This is a genomic window from Thiomicrorhabdus sp. (assembly GCF_963662555.1).
Lineage (GTDB): Bacteria > Pseudomonadota > Gammaproteobacteria > Thiomicrospirales > Thiomicrospiraceae > Thiomicrorhabdus.
Genome location: NZ_OY759719.1, coordinates 2,007,427 through 2,022,779, shown reverse-complemented (window position 1 = coordinate 2,022,779; position 15,353 = coordinate 2,007,427). Strand labels below are relative to the sequence as shown.

The window sequence follows — 15,353 nt, the reverse complement described above, 5'->3', positions numbered from 1 at the left end:
TTTAAATAGTTAGCTTAAGTTGTTAGTTAAATTAAATATCATGAAATACTTTTTAAAAACGTTTGTTGTTAGGAATGCTTAACATGGCTTCAACTGCCTTAGAAGATTATTTAAAAATCATTTATAAATTGGAAGATAGCGGTTCTATAGATAAAGGGGTACAAACTTCTGTTATTGCTGAACGCCTCTCCATTTCTCAAGCTTCAGTTTCAAATATGATTAAAAAACTGGCTGATAACGGATATGTCTCATATGCACCGTATTACGGTGTAAGCCTAACTGATTCAGGTCGTAAAATTGCCTTGAATATGGTTCGAAAACACCGAATATTAGAACAGTATCTTGTTGAAAGATTAGGGTATTCTTGGGATGAGGTTGATGAAGAAGCCGAAGTTTTAGAACACGCTATCTCAGATAAACTCGCCAATAGAATGTGGGATGATTTGGGGCAGCCTACTCATGATCCACATGGTTCACCTATTCCAAATATCGAAGGAGAGTTGGTTAAACACAATTGGCAGTCGCTAATTGATATGCCTTTAAATCAATTAGTTTGTGTAAAAAGAATTAAGAATAGAAGTCCAGAAGAACTTCGTTATCTAGCCAGTATTGGTTTAACCACAGGCGTGAATTTGGTAGTTAAAAATAGGGCTCCATTAAATGGTCCTCTACTCGTTGAAATTAATGCGGACGAGCTTCACGCTATAGATTACAGATTGGCCATGGCATTACAGGTAAGCAAAATAAAGTGATTAAAATGCAATCAGAAAAATTATTTAATGAAATGCTTGAAGGGTTAACCACGGCAGTACTTTGGTTAGATAGTAACGAACGAATTCAATTTATGAATGTTGCTGCAGGTGAAATCTTTCAAGTAAGTCCTAATCGCATGATTGGAGAGAGTTGGCAGAATGTTTTACCAGGCCTGGTAGATAACTTGGCAGATTCGATTGATAAAAAACTCACTATTCATGAATATACGCTCAATGTACAGGGTTTAGAAAAAATCCGAGTGAGTGCCATTATTACTCCGTATGAACTATGTGGTCAGCAAGGCTGGTTATTTGAAATTTACAATACAGAAAGGCATCACAGAATCGTTGAAGAAGACGAGCGGTGGCACCAGTATGAAGCAGGTAACTTACTTATCAAAACCTTAGCTCATGAAGTTAAAAATCCTCTAGCTGGTATTTATGGCGCCACCCAGTTGTTGCAAAAACGTTTTGGCCCTGAAGACAAAGAATCTTCTTTTTTAGAGGTGATTGCAAAAGAAGTACTGCGTTTAAAAAATTTGGTAAATCGTATGTTGGGCCCTGAACAAAATAGTGAAAAAGCTGAGCATAACGTGCATGAATTAATTCGATATGTTTTGCAGATTGTAGAGGGTGAAAAGCCTGAAAATGTCTATATTAAATTAGATTATGATCCAAGTATTCCAGACATTTATATGGATTTTGAAGCAATGGTGCAAGCACTGCTTAATCTAATTCAGAATGGTATTCAGGCGATGAAAGATACTGGCGGGTTTTTAACTATTAAAACGCGTGTAGAGCACAAATTTACACTTGGAGCAAAAACCTATCCGTTGGTGGCTAGTATCAGTATAAAAGATGAGGGAGAAGGTATTCCTGCAAGCGTATTTGACTCAATTTTTTATCCAATGGTAACCAGTAAAAAAGAAGGAACAGGCTTAGGTTTGCCTGTTGCACAAAATGTATTACGTCAGCATGATGGGCTGATTGTTGCAGAGAGTGAACCGGGAGATACTGTGTTTACAGTGTACCTGCCCTTGAATCAAAAGGAAAATGATGCATGACTACAGAAAGCAATACTAATTTAAACAATGAAACAATTGAGCCAATTGTTTGGGTTGTGGATGATGATGCATCGATTCGTTGGGTCTTGGAAGCGGCACTAGAAGATAGGCCTTATTTGGTTAAGATATTTGATTCGCCTTTAACCGCGTTAAAAGCGTATGAGTCATTTCCACCATCAGCGGTGATTAGTGATGTAAGAATGCCAGATATGGATGGCTTAACCTTTATGGAAGCTTTGCATGAACTAGATAAGCAAATTCCTGTCATTATTATGACCGCTCATGCAGATTTAGATACGGCAGTAAAATCCTTTCAAAGCCGTGCTTTTGAATACCTTCCTAAGCCATTCGATATTGATGAGGTTTCGGTTTTGGTTGACCGCGCAGTAAAGCGTTTTCAATCAGGGGGTGTTAAACGCGCAAAACGTAGCCCAAAAGCTGAGAAACAACCTCTTAATATCATTGGTGCAGCACCTGCAATGCAAGAGGTTTTTAGGGTTCTTGGACGAGTTTCTCAATTAGATGTGACTGTATTGATTAATGGTGAGACGGGGACTGGTAAAGAGTTGGTTGCCCAAGCATTACATGAATTAAGCCCACGATCTGAGGGGCCATTTGTGGCTCTTAACACCGCAGCCATTCCAAGAGAATTATTAGAGTCTGAATTGTTTGGTCATGAAAAAGGCTCGTTTACCGGTGCACATTCACAGCGTGTAGGTCGTTTTGAACAAGCTGATGGCGGAACTCTGTTTTTGGATGAAATAGGGGATATGCCCGTTGATTTGCAAACACGCTTATTACGTGTATTAAATGATGGCAGTTTTTATAGAGTTGGTGGTAAAAGTGCCATTAAAACCAATGTAAGAATTGTGGCCGCAACACACCAAAATATGGAGCTCTTAGTTCGTGAAGGTAAATTTCGTGAAGATTTACTCTATCGCTTAAATATCATTCGTATTAAAGTCCCTGCTTTACGTGAACGATCTGAAGATGTTCCACTTTTACTGCGTTTTTACCTAGAAAAAGAAGCTCGTGGATTAGGCTTAGAAGAAAAAGTTCTCAGTAAAGATGTTGTGAAGTTCTTATCATCACTGCCATGGCCAGGTAATGTTAGGCAGCTTAGAAGCTTGTGTACCTGGTTAACCATTATGGCACCAGATAAAACTGTATATATGGACGATTTGCCGTTAGAGTTGCAAAATCCAAGCAGTGATATTTGTGAAGAGGCTTCAGGGGATAACTGGGAAAAACCTCTAAGAGAATGGTCAGAAGAATTTATTAAAAGTGGCCGAGAAGGTTTGCATACCGCAGCAGAACAGATCTTTGAAAAAGTCCTCATTGAAGTTGCTTTAAAGGCATCTGCTAACCACCGCCAAAAAGCGGCGGTGCTATTAGGTTGGGGGAGAAATACCTTAACCAGAAAAACCCAAGCGTTGGGCTTAGACGAATAACTTTTTACCCTCTATTTTGAAAACGTTTGTTTACCTTTAATACTTGGTTTGTTATTTGCATGGCGTTATAGCATGCAAAAATAAGCCAAGTCATTAGTTTGATTTTGTCAGAGAAAATATATGATTTTAGAGTTTTGGAAGTATTTAACCACCACCCCTAAGATTAAACAGGCAAAAGAGATGGGATATGTAAAAGAAGCTATTGCGATGGATGCAAGAGCTAAACGTTGTCAGAAAGAGTGGGATGAACACTATCAAAACTGCCGAAAAGTTATATTGAAAGCAGCAGAAAGGGCTGTGCAACATCGCACGGTTTTAATCTTTGGAGCGGGTTCATTGAAAGACGTACCAGTAACTGAACTGGCTACTCAGTTTGAACAAGTTTATTTAGTTGATTTGGTTTTTTTAAAGTCAGCACAAAACAAGGTTCAGGGGTTAGAGAATGTTTTTTTAATTGAACATGATGTAACCGAGTCATTAGATTGGATTTCACAAGGAGAAGCCGTGGTGCAATCACCTTCTGCCTGGTTAGACGATACTACAATTGATTTAGTGGTCTCTTTGAATCTTATAACACAACTTCCTCTTATACCTGTTAGATGGCTTATTACGGATTTTAATTTATCTGAAGAAGATGCGGACATTGTAGGTAAGCAGCTTATTTTTGCTCATATGCATTATCTTAGACAGTTTTCTGGCGAGGTTTGCTTAATTGCAGACCGTTTAGATATCGAATTTAATGAACTCGGTCAAGAAATTGATCGTTTTGACCCTTGGTGGGATGTAGAGCCTCCTAAAGCAGATTTTAATTGGGAGTGGCAGGTAATACCTTTGGGTGAAAATGGCTCAAATAAATGGCAAAAAAACTATGTTGGCGTTAGTTTTTTATAAAACCGCACATAATAATAGTACTCTTGTATAACTCTTTATTTATACACATCATTACGCTTGTTAATCTACTGGCCTGAAAGTCTTGATAAAATATGTTCATATTTATTTATAGGATAGAAAAATGGCAGTTTTAATTGAAGGGTATTCAATTGTTCTAAATAAACAAGAAGCGGTGAAAAACCAAAAGGCACTCGATGTTTTAGGAGCCGTAGAAGGTACTTTACATCCAACCGCAATTTGTTCAGACCAAGATTTACTAAGAATTGGTTTTGTTGATTTAGCCCAAGCGAATGAGTTTTTAGCTGCATTAGAAGGTGGTGGTTTAATTCAAGGTAAAGAGATGGTAATGGTCTCTCAATTTGGAGAAACAGAAACGCCTACAGATTGGTTAAAAGTGCAGTTTACCAAACTTAAAGATAATACCTTAATCTGCATCGCAACTTTACAATCTGATGAACCTGTTAAAGGTGTTGCTATGCCAAAAGGCTGGCGTTTAGAAACTTCTTTATTGAAACGTTATTTTGAAGAGCGTTCTGTTTATATGCATGAGTATTATGAGTTGGTGAGAGAGGAACCGATGCATGATATTTATAAAAACCGTGAAACAGGTGATGAGGTTAGGTTGCTTAAATTGACTATGAAACCTATGGATGAAGCGGAACTTCAATAGTAAGTTATGTATTACTGATCTAGCTACTGATCTAGCTGAATTATATAGCGAGATTATTTCGATTTTACCAGGCCTGGTAAATTTGAAAGTTATTTTAAATTAAAGTCATTTGACTGACGCTAAAATTAAGGCATAAAAAAAGGGAAGCAAATGCTTCCCTTTTTTATTAGCTTTTGAAATCTAAACTGTTAATTAAACAGCTACGATGTTCTCAGCTTGAGGACCTTTAGGACCTTGAGTTACTGTGAACTCAACTTGCTGACCTTCAGCAAGAGTTTTGAATCCGTCACCAGAGATAGCACTGAAGTGAGCAAAAACATCTGGACCAGATTCCTGTTCTAGAAAACCAAAACCTTTAGATTCGTTGAACCACTTAACGGTTCCTTTAACTGTATTAGACATAATAATGTACCTGAATTTTATAAATAGAGTTGTGTCATAAAATAATTATGACTTGTGTAGCAGTGGAAATCTTGACTTTACTTTAAAACTTCAGAACGGGTGTTACGAATAAAACAACGAAATGTAGGATATAAATTTTAGGCTTTCTTTCTTGCTAGGTATAACCATACAGAGATTATTAGGAAATGTCTAGTAATAGTTTTTTTATTTAAAAGAAAATGGTCATGGTAGGATTTGTTGTGTGATTTGAGTTTATTATTTTATAAAATAATAAACAAAAACGCCACGTAGTTGTTGGCTAGTAGCGTTTTTAAGGAAAGTTAGTTAGGTTGGAAAACTATTAAAGAGCTTCTGCACCTGTTTCGCCTGTACGAATACGAATTGTTTGCTCGATACTGGTTACAAATATTTTACCGTCACCAATTTTACCTGTTTGCGCTGCTTGAATAATTGCTTCAATAGCAGAGTCAACCATTTCACCTTTAATAGCAATTTCAAGCTTAAGCTTTGGTAAGAAGTCCACAACATACTCTGCACCACGGTACATTTCTGTGTGACCTTTTTGACGTCCATATCCTTTTACTTCAGTTACGGTCATACCATGAATATCAATTTCATGAAGAGCATCACGAACGTCATCAAGTTTAAATGGTTTAATTACTGCGGTAATCAGTTTCATATTACTTCCTTAAGAGTTAAGAGCTTAGTGTTCTGCTTAGTCTTCTATTGTATTGTTTGAATCGACTTCACTGTTGATTGGATATTTTGCCAAATGTTGACCCATTTGAATAGGGGTATCTGGACGAATCTTTCCTAATTCAGGTAATTGACCTTCAGGAGTGAGTAAAACCACGGTTGACCCCATGTTGAAACGCCCAATTTCTTCACCTTTTGAGAAGCTAATGTTTTCATCAGTGTAATCCCAGTGTTGGATAGTAGGTTCATAATCTGGCGTAACTTTACCCTGGAAGACGGTTTCCATACTACCTACAAAAATCGCTCCAACCATAATCAAGCAGTAAGGACCTTTTTCACTTTCAAAGCGTATAACTAAACGTTCATTACGAGCAAACAGACCATCTACAAGGCGAGCAGTGGAGGGATTAACTGCGAATAAATCTCCAGGAACATAGGTCATAGAAAGTAATTTAGAATCAACGGGAATATGAACACGGTGGTAGTCTTTGGGTGAAAGGTAGATAACGGCGGCTTCACCATTCTGGAATTTTTTAGCATATTCAATATCACCACCTACAAGAGCTTCTAATGTATAGGTGTGACATTTGGCTTGAATGATTTTATTGCCTTCAATGTGTGTTGACTGACTGATTAAGCCATCTGCAGGGCTTACCCAGCTATCTGGAGAGTTATCAATAGGGCGTGCGTCCGGTTTTAATTCTCGGGTAAAAAAAGCATTAAAGTGTGGATAGTTCTCTATATTTTCGTCAGCCGCTTCGCTAATGTTGATACCGTAAATTTTGGTAAGTAACTTAATGACATTATTTTTAATCCAAGGGGTTTCAATCTGCATAAACCCATGCATGCCACTAGAAAGCAAATGTTTGGGGATAAAATATTGTGGGGTAACCTTTATCAGGTCCATAAGTTTTGCCATTACCAAGCTTTCCTTAAAAATAAATAAACTAGTCTAAGTTATGGGATTCTAAAGTAAAAGATTCAAGGTGGCTACTGCATATTTTAATTGCTTTATCAATCAATAGTACAAAGAGAGATGTTTTTTGAGGGAATCAATGAATAAAAATGGGCTTTTTTGTAGCCAATATATTATCCCTGTTTAATTGTAAATCTATGATGTTTTGGGCTATTTAATGTATAATTCGCGCAATTAAATATTTCATAGTAAGGAAATTAATCATGTCTGACGTAAAAAAGGTCGTTTTAGCCTATTCTGGTGGTTTAGATACTTCAATTATCGCTAAGTGGTTACAGGATGAATATAACTGCGAAGTTGTTACTTTCACCGCTGATATTGGTCAAGGTGAAGAGATTGAACCAGCACGAGCTAAGGCTCAAGCAATGGGAATTAAAGAGATCTATATTGAAGATTTACGTGAAGAGTTTGCACGTGATTTTGTTTTCCCTATGATGCGTGCCAATGCGATTTATGAAGGTGAATACCGTTTAGGTACTTCTATTGCACGTCCGTTGATTTCTAAACGTTTAGTTGAAATTGCTAAAGAAGTGGGTGCTGATGCCATTGCTCACGGTGCAACAGGTAAAGGAAACGATCAGGTTCGTTTTGAATTAAATGCGTACGCTTTAATGCCTGACGTTAAAGTTATTGCACCTTGGCGTGAATGGGACTTAATGTCTCGTGAAAAACTGATGGCGTATGCAGAAGAGCATAATATTGCCGTTGAAAAGAAAAAAGGTAAAAAATCACCTTATTCAATGGACGCTAACTTACTGCACATCTCTTATGAAGGTGGTGTCATTGAACACCCTGAGAATGAGCCAGAAGAAGATATGTGGTTATGGACAGTTTCACCAGAAAATGCTCCTGATGAAGCGACTTACTTAGATATTGAGTTTGAGAAAGGCGATATTGTTGGAATTAATGGCGACAAGATGTCTCCTGCAACGGTTATGGAATACCTAAACAAAGTGGGTGGTGAAAATGGTGTTGGTCGTGACGATATCGTTGAAAACCGCTTTGTAGGGATGAAAGCTCGTGGTTGTTATGAAACACCTGCTGGAACTATTATGCTTAAAGCACACCGTGCAATGGAATCTTTAACATTAGACCGTAATGCGGCTCACCTTAAAGATGAGTTAATGCCTAAGTATGCTGAGATGATTTATAACGGTTTTTGGTTTGCACCAGAGCGTGAAATGCTACAAGCATTGATTGATCAGTCGCAAACTTATGTTACTGGTAATGTACGTTTAAAACTTTATAAAGGTAATGTGATTATTGTTGGGCGTACGTCTGAGTTCAGTTTATTTGATGAAGCAATCGCAACTTTTGAAGAAGATGGTGGTGCTTATAACCACAAAGATGCAGAAGGGTTTATTAAGTTAAATGCCTTGCGCCTTAAAACAGCAGCAAAAAAACGTCTTAAATAATTAATTTATTAATTATTTTAATGTGTTAGTTTACAAAACAGCGTTATTTTTAACGCTGTTTTTGTTTCTGAGTTTGTAATTTTATTCTATGTTCAATAAGTGCGAAAGTTATGTCTAATAAATCCCCACGTATTCCTAGTTTCTCTGAGTTAAGACAACATCCATTATTAATGCTTGGTTTTGGTTTTGGCTCAGGTTTATCTCCAAAAGGACCAGGTACTGCGGGAACTCTTTTAGGCTTACTTTTGTTTCTCCCTGTTTTGTTATGGTCAGAAATTGCAGCATGGATTTTATTAACGATAGGCTTATTTGCTGGGAGCTATATTTGCGGTAAATCATCAGAATATATGCAAGTGCATGATCACGGTGGCATTGTTTGGGATGAGTTTGTAGGTATTTGGTTAGTATTGATTATGCTTCCGTTACAAAACTGGCAGTATTGGGTACTAGCATTTGTTGTTTTTAGAGTATTTGATATCTTTAAGCCTTGGCCAATCAAAACGGTTGATGAAAAAGTTTCAGGCGGGTTTGGTATTATGCTTGATGATGTATTGGCCGCGATTTATTCTATTATCCTAATTTGGGCTGTTTTTTTATTAATGGCGAGCCGTTAAGTTATATAAAGTTATTTATGGTGAACCAACTTTATAATTGATTATAAGTTTTACTTTGTCTATCATTAATAACTTTAAAACTGTTGTGTATATAAAAAAATACCTTTTTAAGGTATATTACGCACCAAAATTACAGTATAAGTGGGAGTTAGAATAAAAATGTTTATTCCATGCGATGATGCAAAACGTTTAGTAAAAGAAAAAAATGCACAGTTGGTTGATGTAAGAACTCCTGAAGAGTTTGCTATGAGTAAACTACCTGGCGCGATCAATATCCCGCTTCAAGATATTGACCGTGTTGGAGAGAGCATGTTAGATGCGGATTTACCAGTAATTGTATTCTGTCGTTCAGGGCAACGTTCACATATGGCAATGCAAATTTTGTTGTCGCAAAATTTTTCCGAGGTCTATAACCTCGGTTCATTTATGTCTTGGCATCAATGTCCAGATCTATAGCATACAACAGCTAATCTATTTAAAAATAAAAGCACTTAAAGCACTTCAGTTTTAAGTGCTTTTTTTGTATTGATAAACCTAAAAAGTCTTTAAGGATTTAATATGAAACTTGCATTGCATTGGCAGATTTTAATTGCATTAGTTTTAGCCGCTTCAATGGGGGCATATACGGGTACAGAAGGCACTATTTTAGGCATTCATTGGTTGGCAATTTATACCTTTATAGGCACTTTATTTTTGAATGCTTTAAAGATGATTGTTGTGCCATTAGTTGTGTCAGCCATTATTACAGGTATTTCGAGTGTTGGTAGCCAAGGTGGTTTTGGCCGCTTAGGTATGAAAACACTAGGTTATTACGTTGCCACCAGTTTTATAGCTATTTTAATAGGCCTGGTCTTAGTCAATATTATTCAACCAGGTGTAACAGGAAACCCTCCACCTCAAATTGAAGCTAATGAGCATATTACTCAAGCGGTTCAAGGTAAATCAGCTGGTGATGTGGTTGAGGTTTTTTTAAGAATGATACCTACTAATATTGTGAACGCGGCTTCACAAGGTCAGATGCTAGGTTTGATATTTTTTAGCTTGTTGTTTGGCTTTTTTATGACGCAGCTTAAAGGTGAAGTAGCTAATACTATGAATAACTTTTGGCAGGGAATTTTTGATGTCATGATGTTAATTACAGGTTTAGTCATGAAGTTTGCTCCCCTAGGTGTTTTTGGCCTAGTAGCCGCTTCGGTTGCTAAAACAGGGTTTGATCAATTTGGTAATCTTGCTCTATTTTTTATGACAGTAGTGGCGGCACTGTCAATTCATTTCTTTGTGGTTATGCCGATTATTCTGAGAGTGTTTGGCGGTATTAAAAACCCATGGTTACACTATCAAGCAATGGCACCTGCATTGTTAACCGCATTTTCAACTAGCTCATCGTCTTCTACGCTACCTGTTTCATTAAATGCCGTTGAGCACAGAGCAGGGGTGTCTAACCGTGTAACAAGTTTTGTATTGCCATTAGGGGCTACTGTTAATATGGATGGTACCGCTCTTTATGAATGTGTAGCTGCTATTTTTATTGCTCAGCTTTTTGGTGTACAACTAGACTTTGCCACTCAATTGTTAATTGTATTTGTTGCCTTGACGACCTCAATTGGTGTAGCAGGCATTCCATCAGCAAGTTTGGTGGCAATCAGTATTATTTTAGTAGCAGTAGGGCTTCCTGCAGAAGCAATTGGCTTATTATTAGTAGTCGATCGATTATTAGATATGATGCGAACAGCGGTGAATATCTTTAGTGATTCAGTAGGTGCTGTCGTTATTGCTAAATCAGAAGGTGAGAAAAATATTCTGGTTTCTAAAGAATTTTAGTGTTGTAGTTTTTAGGTTTTGTCATAACTTTAAAAAGCTAAAAAGGTTTGCTATACAGGCCACATAAAGTGATTAAAATTGAGAATGTAAAAGGATAACCCATTGAAAATTATCATTGCAGATTTAGCAGGCCTGGTAAGTTTACAAAATGAAGAGAATACTCTAAAAATAAAAGACTCACTTAATCAATGTATTGAAAATTACAGCGATGACTTTGTGCAGGATATGAGTCATATTAGCCAAGCAGCAAATTACACGGGTAATATGCGTGTTGATGCTGTAATTCATATTAAAGACAATCTATACCGTTGTGATTATAGTTATGATTGGGCCATTGCTTGGACTTGTTCTGGCACTCAAGAGGCCGGAAGAGTTAAAGAGAAAGTAAGGTTTACTCTAAGCCCAAATGGTGAACTAGAGTTTAAATTTTTAAAATTCGATTCTTAACTTCTCAGTCACTAATACGTCAGGATTTTAGAACCGCATTTATGCGGTTTTTTAATGTAGGGGGTTTTTAATTAAAGATCGGTTTACTTTGCTGGAAAATCGATAAGTTGTGGGCCATTTGCATCGATTTTTATGATTTGTGCTACAGGGCGCCAATCACCTAAAACCCAGCGATGTAAGGTTTTGTGCTCGGCTTCAATAATATGATGATCTGGTCGGTGTGTATGTCCATGGATCATATGAGTGACTTGTGGAAATTTTTTAAACACTTCACATAAGCTTTGTTGGTTAACATCCATTATTTGATTTGGCTTTTTTTCAGTAAAGTCACTGGAACTTTTACGTAACTTATTTCCAATATAAAGTCGGCGTTTACGGCATAAACTTAACAGAGCCCATTGAATAAAACGGTTTCTTAAAACCTTACGCATACGCTGGTAGCCGATGTCATCGGTGCATAATGTATCACCATGTAAAAACAGATAAGGCTCGTTATATAATGTGATTAATGCAATATCTTCAATAATCGTAATGCCGGTGGCCTGGCAAAAGGCTTTTCTCATTAAAAAATCACGATTGCCATACTGTAAATAAATTGGCAGACCTGCATCAGTCAGTTTTTTGAATTCAGTAATAATTTCGGCATACATCTCTAAACCTACGTCATCACCTACCCACATTTCAAATAAGTCGCCTAAGATATATAGCGCTTCTGCTGATGGAGCTTCCTGTTTTAAAAAGTCCATAAAGGTCTTATTGATGGGGTGTTTATGCATTGGTTGAAGATGTATATCTGCAACAACAAGAGTGTAGGGTAAATTTGGGGAAGGGTGTGTTTGTTTCATCTATTTCTTCTTTGTAGTTAGCCCAATTTTACCAATAAAGAAAGCTAAGGGGTAAATTCATAAATGAAAAAAACCAGGCCTGTAGAAATGCTCTAAAAATGTATATAAAAGAGCAAAAGACCTGGTTTATAAAGGTTGTAGTCAATATTTAGAAAACACTAAATACAACACTCAATGCAAAACTAAACGTTTACAGCATAGTTTTGAAAAGCTGAACTAGAGATATAATTAATCTTCAATCAAAGTTGTTTTGGTGATGGTGATGTCCTCTACAGGTACATCTTGATGTCCGCGTCGAGAAGTAGTTTCTACGCCAGCCATTGCATCAACCACATCCATTCCCTCAATAACTTTACCAAACACGGCATAACCCCAGCCTTGAGTATCTTTACTTGTGTGGTCTAAAAAGCTATTGTCTTTTAGGTTAATAAAAAACTGAGTAGTTGCTGAATGTGGATCCATAGTACGAGCATAAGCTAATGTTCCGCGTTCATTTTTTAGTCCGTTATCAGCTTCGTTCTCAATAGGTGCATCTGAGTCTTTCTCCTGCATGCCTTCAATCATGCCACCGCCTTGCACCATAAAGTTTGGAATGATGCGGTGAAAGATTGTGCCTTTATAAAAACCATCCATCACATAGTGAATGAAGTTTTCTACTCCAACAGGAGCCTTTTCACTGTCTAGTTCAACGGTGATGTTTCCCATAGTGGTTTCAATAATTACTTTTGACATGCTTTATCCTTTTTTATTCTTTAATTTATTGGCTGCGTATTCTACTTGATTTGACGGGCTTTGATGATTTTTACCGTTTTTAGTGGTACATCTTTCATACCATTTTTAAAGCCAGTTTTAACGTTACGAATTTGATTTACGGTTTTCATGCCACTAATCACTCTACCAAATACTGCATATCCCCAAGCACGAGGTGTTTTTTCACGAAAATCTAAAAAGGTGTTTTGTGCTACGTTAATAAAAAATTGTGCTGTAGCCGAATTTGGATCATTTGTACGAGCCATTGCCACAGTTCCAATACGGTTACGTAAACCATTGTCGGCCTCATTAGGGATTGGAGCATGAGTGATTTTTTTAGTAAAGTCTTCAGTAAAACCACCTCCTTGAACCATAAAGTTTGGAATCACACGGTGAAAAATAGTGTCATCATAAAAACCTTCATTTACATACTGTAAAAAGTTTTTAACTGTTTTTGGAGCTTTATCAGGATAAAGTTCTAATACAATCGTACCGTATGTCGTTTCAATTAATACTTGAGGGTTTTCTTGAGGTGTTGCTTTAGCTTGTGGTGCCGTAGATTCAGCAAAAACAGCCGTGCTTACAAATAAGGTTAACAGGCTCGCTTTTAAGGTTAAAAACAATCTTCTTGTCATGATTCACTCCAAAATTATTGACGTATATAAGATACAATAGCCGCATTCTAACACCTAGTTTTAATAGACTTAAGTCCTTAAGAACGGTTTTTACCTATTTAACGTTGAATTTTAATGATGATGTCATTATTTAAGGTCATTATTTCAAGATTCACTTAAAGGTTCTTTAAGGGCTGTTTAATCTTAATTTGGCTGGGTAGTGTTGCAAAACATACAAATACACAAAAATCACAATTTTATAGTAAATAAGTAGATAAACTTATTTCGCTTTTGACCATACGATAGGAATATTATGAGCCTACAAATTTATAATACTGAAAGCCGCAAAAAAGAACTTTTTACTCCAATTCACCCAGGTAAAGTTGGGATGTATGTATGTGGTGTAACAGTATATGATTTGTGTCACATTGGCCATGCTCGTGTAATGGTGGTGTTTGATACGGTAGTTCGTCATCTAAGAGCCTTAGGCTATGACGTAAATTATGTAAGAAATATCACAGATATTGACGACAAAATCATTAAACGTGCTTTAGAAAATGGTGAATCTATTCAAGATCTTACCACACGCATGATTGCTGAAATGCACGCTGATGAAGCAGCTATGAACGTCTTAAGACCAGATATGGAACCTAAGGCCACAGAGCACATGGATGATATTCGTCAGATGATTGGTACATTGATTCAAAAAGGTTTTGCGTATCCAGCAGAGAATGGCGATGTATATTTTAAAGTTAAAGCGTTTGATTCTTATGGCCGTTTGTCAGGTAAAAACACCGATGATTTAGAATCTGGTGCTCGTGTTGATATTAATGAAGTTAAACAAGATCCATTAGATTTTGTTCTTTGGAAAGCTTCTAAAGAGAATGAACCTAGTTGGAATTCAGATTGGGGTAATGGACGTCCAGGTTGGCATATTGAATGTTCAGCCATGTCCACCAAATGTCTAGGTAATCATTTTGATATTCATGGTGGAGGTATGGATTTATCTTTCCCACACCATGAAAATGAAATAGCTCAATCTGAATGTGCTACTGGTGAACATTATGTCAATACTTGGATGCATTGCGGTTTTGTAAGAATTGATGATGAGAAAATGTCTAAGTCGTTAAATAACTTTTTTACGATTCGTGAAGTGTTAAAGATGTATCACCCAGAGGTGATTCGTTATTTCTTACTTTCTAGTCATTACCGTAGCCCTGTAAATTATTCAGAAGAAAATTTAAATAGTGCAAAAGCGAGTGTAGGGCGTTTATATACCGCTATCGAAAACGTAGATTTGGCTTCTGCTACTCAACCTACTGAAGGTACCGAGTACGAAGCAGAATTTATGGCAGTTATGAATGACGACTTTAATACACCTAAAGCCATTGCGGTGTTATTTGAATTGGCCAAAGAAGTTAATAAAACTAAATTACCAGGCCTGGTCGCTTTACTTGTGAAGTTAGCAAATCAAATTGGGTTATTAGAACATTCAGCAGAAAGCTTTTTTAAATCTCAACCGAATGATTCAGATTTAACTGATGAGATGATTGCTCAACTTATTGAAGAAAGAAAAAATGCAAGAGCAGAAAAAAACTTTGCTCGCTCAGATGAAATTAGAGATTTATTAGCTGAACAGAAGATAGAATTGTTAGACAGTGCAGAAGGAACAACTTGGCGAAGAGGTTAGTTGTGAGCCTTGTATTTTAAGGGGATATGCTAGATTTAAGGAGGTAAATAATTTCCTTAGTAAAAATAAGTGTATATAAAACAGCTACTTAAAATTGCTTATAGATTTTGCTTATTAAGCCAAAAGTATATTTATATTTGACAAGATAAGAGAATACTAATATACTTTAGTCATTCATGTTTCTTCATGAGTATCCTCCTCTGATTATTTCTATTGAGATAATGTATTTAAACCCGAGTCGTCCAACTCGGGTTT

17 protein-coding genes are annotated in these 15,353 nt (G+C 36.7%); 11 read left to right on the top strand and 6 right to left on the bottom strand.

Annotation, left to right across the window (positions count from 1 at the left end):
* Window positions 1–83: 83 nt before the first annotated feature.
* The 5 genes from ACORJQ_RS08995 to ACORJQ_RS08975 all read left to right on the top strand — a co-directional run bounded on the left by ACORJQ_RS08995 (window position 84) and on the right by ACORJQ_RS08975 (window position 4,828).
* Window positions 84–752: a metal-dependent transcriptional regulator gene (locus ACORJQ_RS08995; RefSeq protein WP_321323832.1), complete on the top strand. Its 669-nt coding sequence runs from the start codon at window positions 84–86 to the stop codon at window positions 750–752.
* 5 nt (window positions 753–757) lie between these two features.
* Window positions 758–1,816, top strand: a complete 1,059-nt coding sequence (glnL, locus tag ACORJQ_RS08990; RefSeq protein ID WP_321323830.1) for a nitrogen regulation protein NR(II) — start codon at window positions 758–760, stop codon at window positions 1,814–1,816.
* Complete coding sequence (gene ntrC, locus ACORJQ_RS08985) at window positions 1,813–3,267, top strand: nitrogen regulation protein NR(I) (protein ID WP_321323828.1); 1,455 nt, start codon at window positions 1,813–1,815, stop codon at window positions 3,265–3,267. The genes glnL and ntrC overlap by 4 nt, the downstream gene beginning before the upstream one ends.
* 120 nt (window positions 3,268–3,387) lie before the next feature.
* On the top strand, window positions 3,388–4,158 hold the full coding sequence (locus tag ACORJQ_RS08980; protein ID WP_321323826.1) for a hypothetical protein: 771 nt from the start codon (window positions 3,388–3,390) through the stop codon (window positions 4,156–4,158).
* A gap of 121 nt (window positions 4,159–4,279) precedes the next feature.
* The gene (locus tag ACORJQ_RS08975) at window positions 4,280–4,828 is read left to right on the top strand and encodes a hypothetical protein (RefSeq protein WP_321323824.1); all 549 of its coding nucleotides are present in this window, start codon (window positions 4,280–4,282) and stop codon (window positions 4,826–4,828) included.
* Between the two features lie 192 nt (window positions 4,829–5,020).
* Here the strand turns inward: ACORJQ_RS08975 and ACORJQ_RS08970 are convergent, their stop codons facing one another.
* The 3 genes from ACORJQ_RS08970 to asd form a co-directional block, all read right to left on the bottom strand.
* Window positions 5,021–5,230, bottom strand: coding sequence for a cold-shock protein (locus ACORJQ_RS08970; RefSeq protein WP_321323822.1), 210 nt, complete (start codon window positions 5,228–5,230; stop codon window positions 5,021–5,023).
* A gap of 340 nt (window positions 5,231–5,570) precedes the next feature.
* Complete coding sequence (locus ACORJQ_RS08965; protein ID WP_321323820.1) at window positions 5,571–5,909, bottom strand: P-II family nitrogen regulator; 339 nt, start codon at window positions 5,907–5,909, stop codon at window positions 5,571–5,573.
* Window positions 5,910–5,945: 36 nt separating this feature from the next.
* Window positions 5,946–6,845 (bottom strand): archaetidylserine decarboxylase, encoded by a 900-nt coding sequence (gene asd, locus ACORJQ_RS08960; protein ID WP_321323818.1) that lies wholly within the window; start codon window positions 6,843–6,845, stop codon window positions 5,946–5,948.
* A gap of 260 nt (window positions 6,846–7,105) precedes the next feature.
* On the opposite strand from asd, the gene ACORJQ_RS08955 reads away from it, so the two are divergent.
* The 5 genes from ACORJQ_RS08955 to ACORJQ_RS08935 all read left to right on the top strand — a co-directional run bounded on the left by ACORJQ_RS08955 (window position 7,106) and on the right by ACORJQ_RS08935 (window position 11,199).
* Window positions 7,106–8,317: an argininosuccinate synthase gene (locus ACORJQ_RS08955; protein ID WP_321323816.1), complete on the top strand. Its 1,212-nt coding sequence runs from the start codon at window positions 7,106–7,108 to the stop codon at window positions 8,315–8,317.
* A gap of 110 nt (window positions 8,318–8,427) precedes the next feature.
* Window positions 8,428–8,931 (top strand): phosphatidylglycerophosphatase A family protein, encoded by a 504-nt coding sequence (locus ACORJQ_RS08950; RefSeq protein ID WP_321323815.1) that lies wholly within the window; start codon window positions 8,428–8,430, stop codon window positions 8,929–8,931.
* Window positions 8,932–9,090: 159 nt separating this feature from the next.
* Window positions 9,091–9,387: a rhodanese-like domain-containing protein gene (locus ACORJQ_RS08945; protein WP_321323813.1), complete on the top strand. Its 297-nt coding sequence runs from the start codon at window positions 9,091–9,093 to the stop codon at window positions 9,385–9,387.
* A gap of 102 nt (window positions 9,388–9,489) precedes the next feature.
* The gene (locus ACORJQ_RS08940; protein ID WP_321323811.1) at window positions 9,490–10,752 is read left to right on the top strand and encodes a dicarboxylate/amino acid:cation symporter; all 1,263 of its coding nucleotides are present in this window, start codon (window positions 9,490–9,492) and stop codon (window positions 10,750–10,752) included.
* Window positions 10,753–10,854: 102 nt separating this feature from the next.
* Entirely contained in the window at window positions 10,855–11,199 is a 345-nt protein-coding gene (locus ACORJQ_RS08935) for a hypothetical protein (RefSeq protein WP_321323809.1), read from the top strand.
* Between the two features lie 83 nt (window positions 11,200–11,282).
* Here the strand turns inward: ACORJQ_RS08935 and ACORJQ_RS08930 are convergent, their stop codons facing one another.
* The 3 genes from ACORJQ_RS08930 to ACORJQ_RS08920 all read right to left on the bottom strand — a co-directional run bounded on the left by ACORJQ_RS08930 (window position 11,283) and on the right by ACORJQ_RS08920 (window position 13,429).
* Window positions 11,283–12,044 carry a UDP-2,3-diacylglucosamine diphosphatase gene (locus ACORJQ_RS08930; RefSeq protein WP_321323806.1) on the bottom strand — a complete coding sequence of 254 codons (762 nt, stop codon included), beginning with the start codon at window positions 12,042–12,044 and terminating at the stop codon, window positions 11,283–11,285.
* 228 nt (window positions 12,045–12,272) lie between these two features.
* Window positions 12,273–12,776, bottom strand: a complete 504-nt coding sequence (locus ACORJQ_RS08925) for a peptidylprolyl isomerase (RefSeq protein WP_321323803.1) — start codon at window positions 12,774–12,776, stop codon at window positions 12,273–12,275.
* A gap of 41 nt (window positions 12,777–12,817) precedes the next feature.
* On the bottom strand, window positions 12,818–13,429 hold the full coding sequence (locus tag ACORJQ_RS08920; RefSeq protein ID WP_321323801.1) for a peptidylprolyl isomerase: 612 nt from the start codon (window positions 13,427–13,429) through the stop codon (window positions 12,818–12,820).
* Window positions 13,430–13,721: 292 nt separating this feature from the next.
* Between ACORJQ_RS08920 and cysS the strand changes: the two genes are divergently transcribed.
* Window positions 13,722–15,098: a cysteine--tRNA ligase gene (cysS, locus tag ACORJQ_RS08915; protein WP_321323800.1), complete on the top strand. Its 1,377-nt coding sequence runs from the start codon at window positions 13,722–13,724 to the stop codon at window positions 15,096–15,098.
* Window positions 15,099–15,353 lie beyond the last annotated feature (255 nt).

Excerpts from the sequence above, each read along its gene's own strand:
- ACORJQ_RS08970 (WP_321323822.1), bottom strand. The coding sequence starts at position 5,230 with ATGTCTAATACAGTTAAAGGAACCGTTAAGTGGTTCAACGAATCTAAA.
- ACORJQ_RS08995 (WP_321323832.1), top strand. The coding sequence starts at position 84 with ATGGCTTCAACTGCCTTAGAAGATTATTTAAAAATCATTTATAAATTG.
- asd (WP_321323818.1), bottom strand. The coding sequence starts at position 6,845 with ATGGCAAAACTTATGGACCTGATAAAGGTTACCCCACAATATTTTATC.
- ACORJQ_RS08920 (WP_321323801.1), bottom strand. The coding sequence starts at position 13,429 with ATGACAAGAAGATTGTTTTTAACCTTAAAAGCGAGCCTGTTAACCTTA.
- ACORJQ_RS08940 (WP_321323811.1), top strand. The coding sequence starts at position 9,490 with ATGAAACTTGCATTGCATTGGCAGATTTTAATTGCATTAGTTTTAGCC.
- glnL (WP_321323830.1), top strand. The coding sequence starts at position 758 with ATGCAATCAGAAAAATTATTTAATGAAATGCTTGAAGGGTTAACCACG.
- ACORJQ_RS08980 (WP_321323826.1), top strand. The coding sequence starts at position 3,388 with ATGATTTTAGAGTTTTGGAAGTATTTAACCACCACCCCTAAGATTAAA.
- ACORJQ_RS08945 (WP_321323813.1), top strand. The coding sequence starts at position 9,091 with ATGTTTATTCCATGCGATGATGCAAAACGTTTAGTAAAAGAAAAAAAT.
- ACORJQ_RS08950 (WP_321323815.1), top strand. The coding sequence starts at position 8,428 with ATGTCTAATAAATCCCCACGTATTCCTAGTTTCTCTGAGTTAAGACAA.
- ACORJQ_RS08925 (WP_321323803.1), bottom strand. The coding sequence starts at position 12,776 with ATGTCAAAAGTAATTATTGAAACCACTATGGGAAACATCACCGTTGAA.
- ACORJQ_RS08965 (WP_321323820.1), bottom strand. The coding sequence starts at position 5,909 with ATGAAACTGATTACCGCAGTAATTAAACCATTTAAACTTGATGACGTT.
- ACORJQ_RS08930 (WP_321323806.1), bottom strand. The coding sequence starts at position 12,044 with ATGAAACAAACACACCCTTCCCCAAATTTACCCTACACTCTTGTTGTT.
- ACORJQ_RS08975 (WP_321323824.1), top strand. The coding sequence starts at position 4,280 with ATGGCAGTTTTAATTGAAGGGTATTCAATTGTTCTAAATAAACAAGAA.
- cysS (WP_321323800.1), top strand. The coding sequence starts at position 13,722 with ATGAGCCTACAAATTTATAATACTGAAAGCCGCAAAAAAGAACTTTTT.
- ACORJQ_RS08955 (WP_321323816.1), top strand. The coding sequence starts at position 7,106 with ATGTCTGACGTAAAAAAGGTCGTTTTAGCCTATTCTGGTGGTTTAGAT.
- ntrC (WP_321323828.1), top strand. The coding sequence starts at position 1,813 with ATGACTACAGAAAGCAATACTAATTTAAACAATGAAACAATTGAGCCA.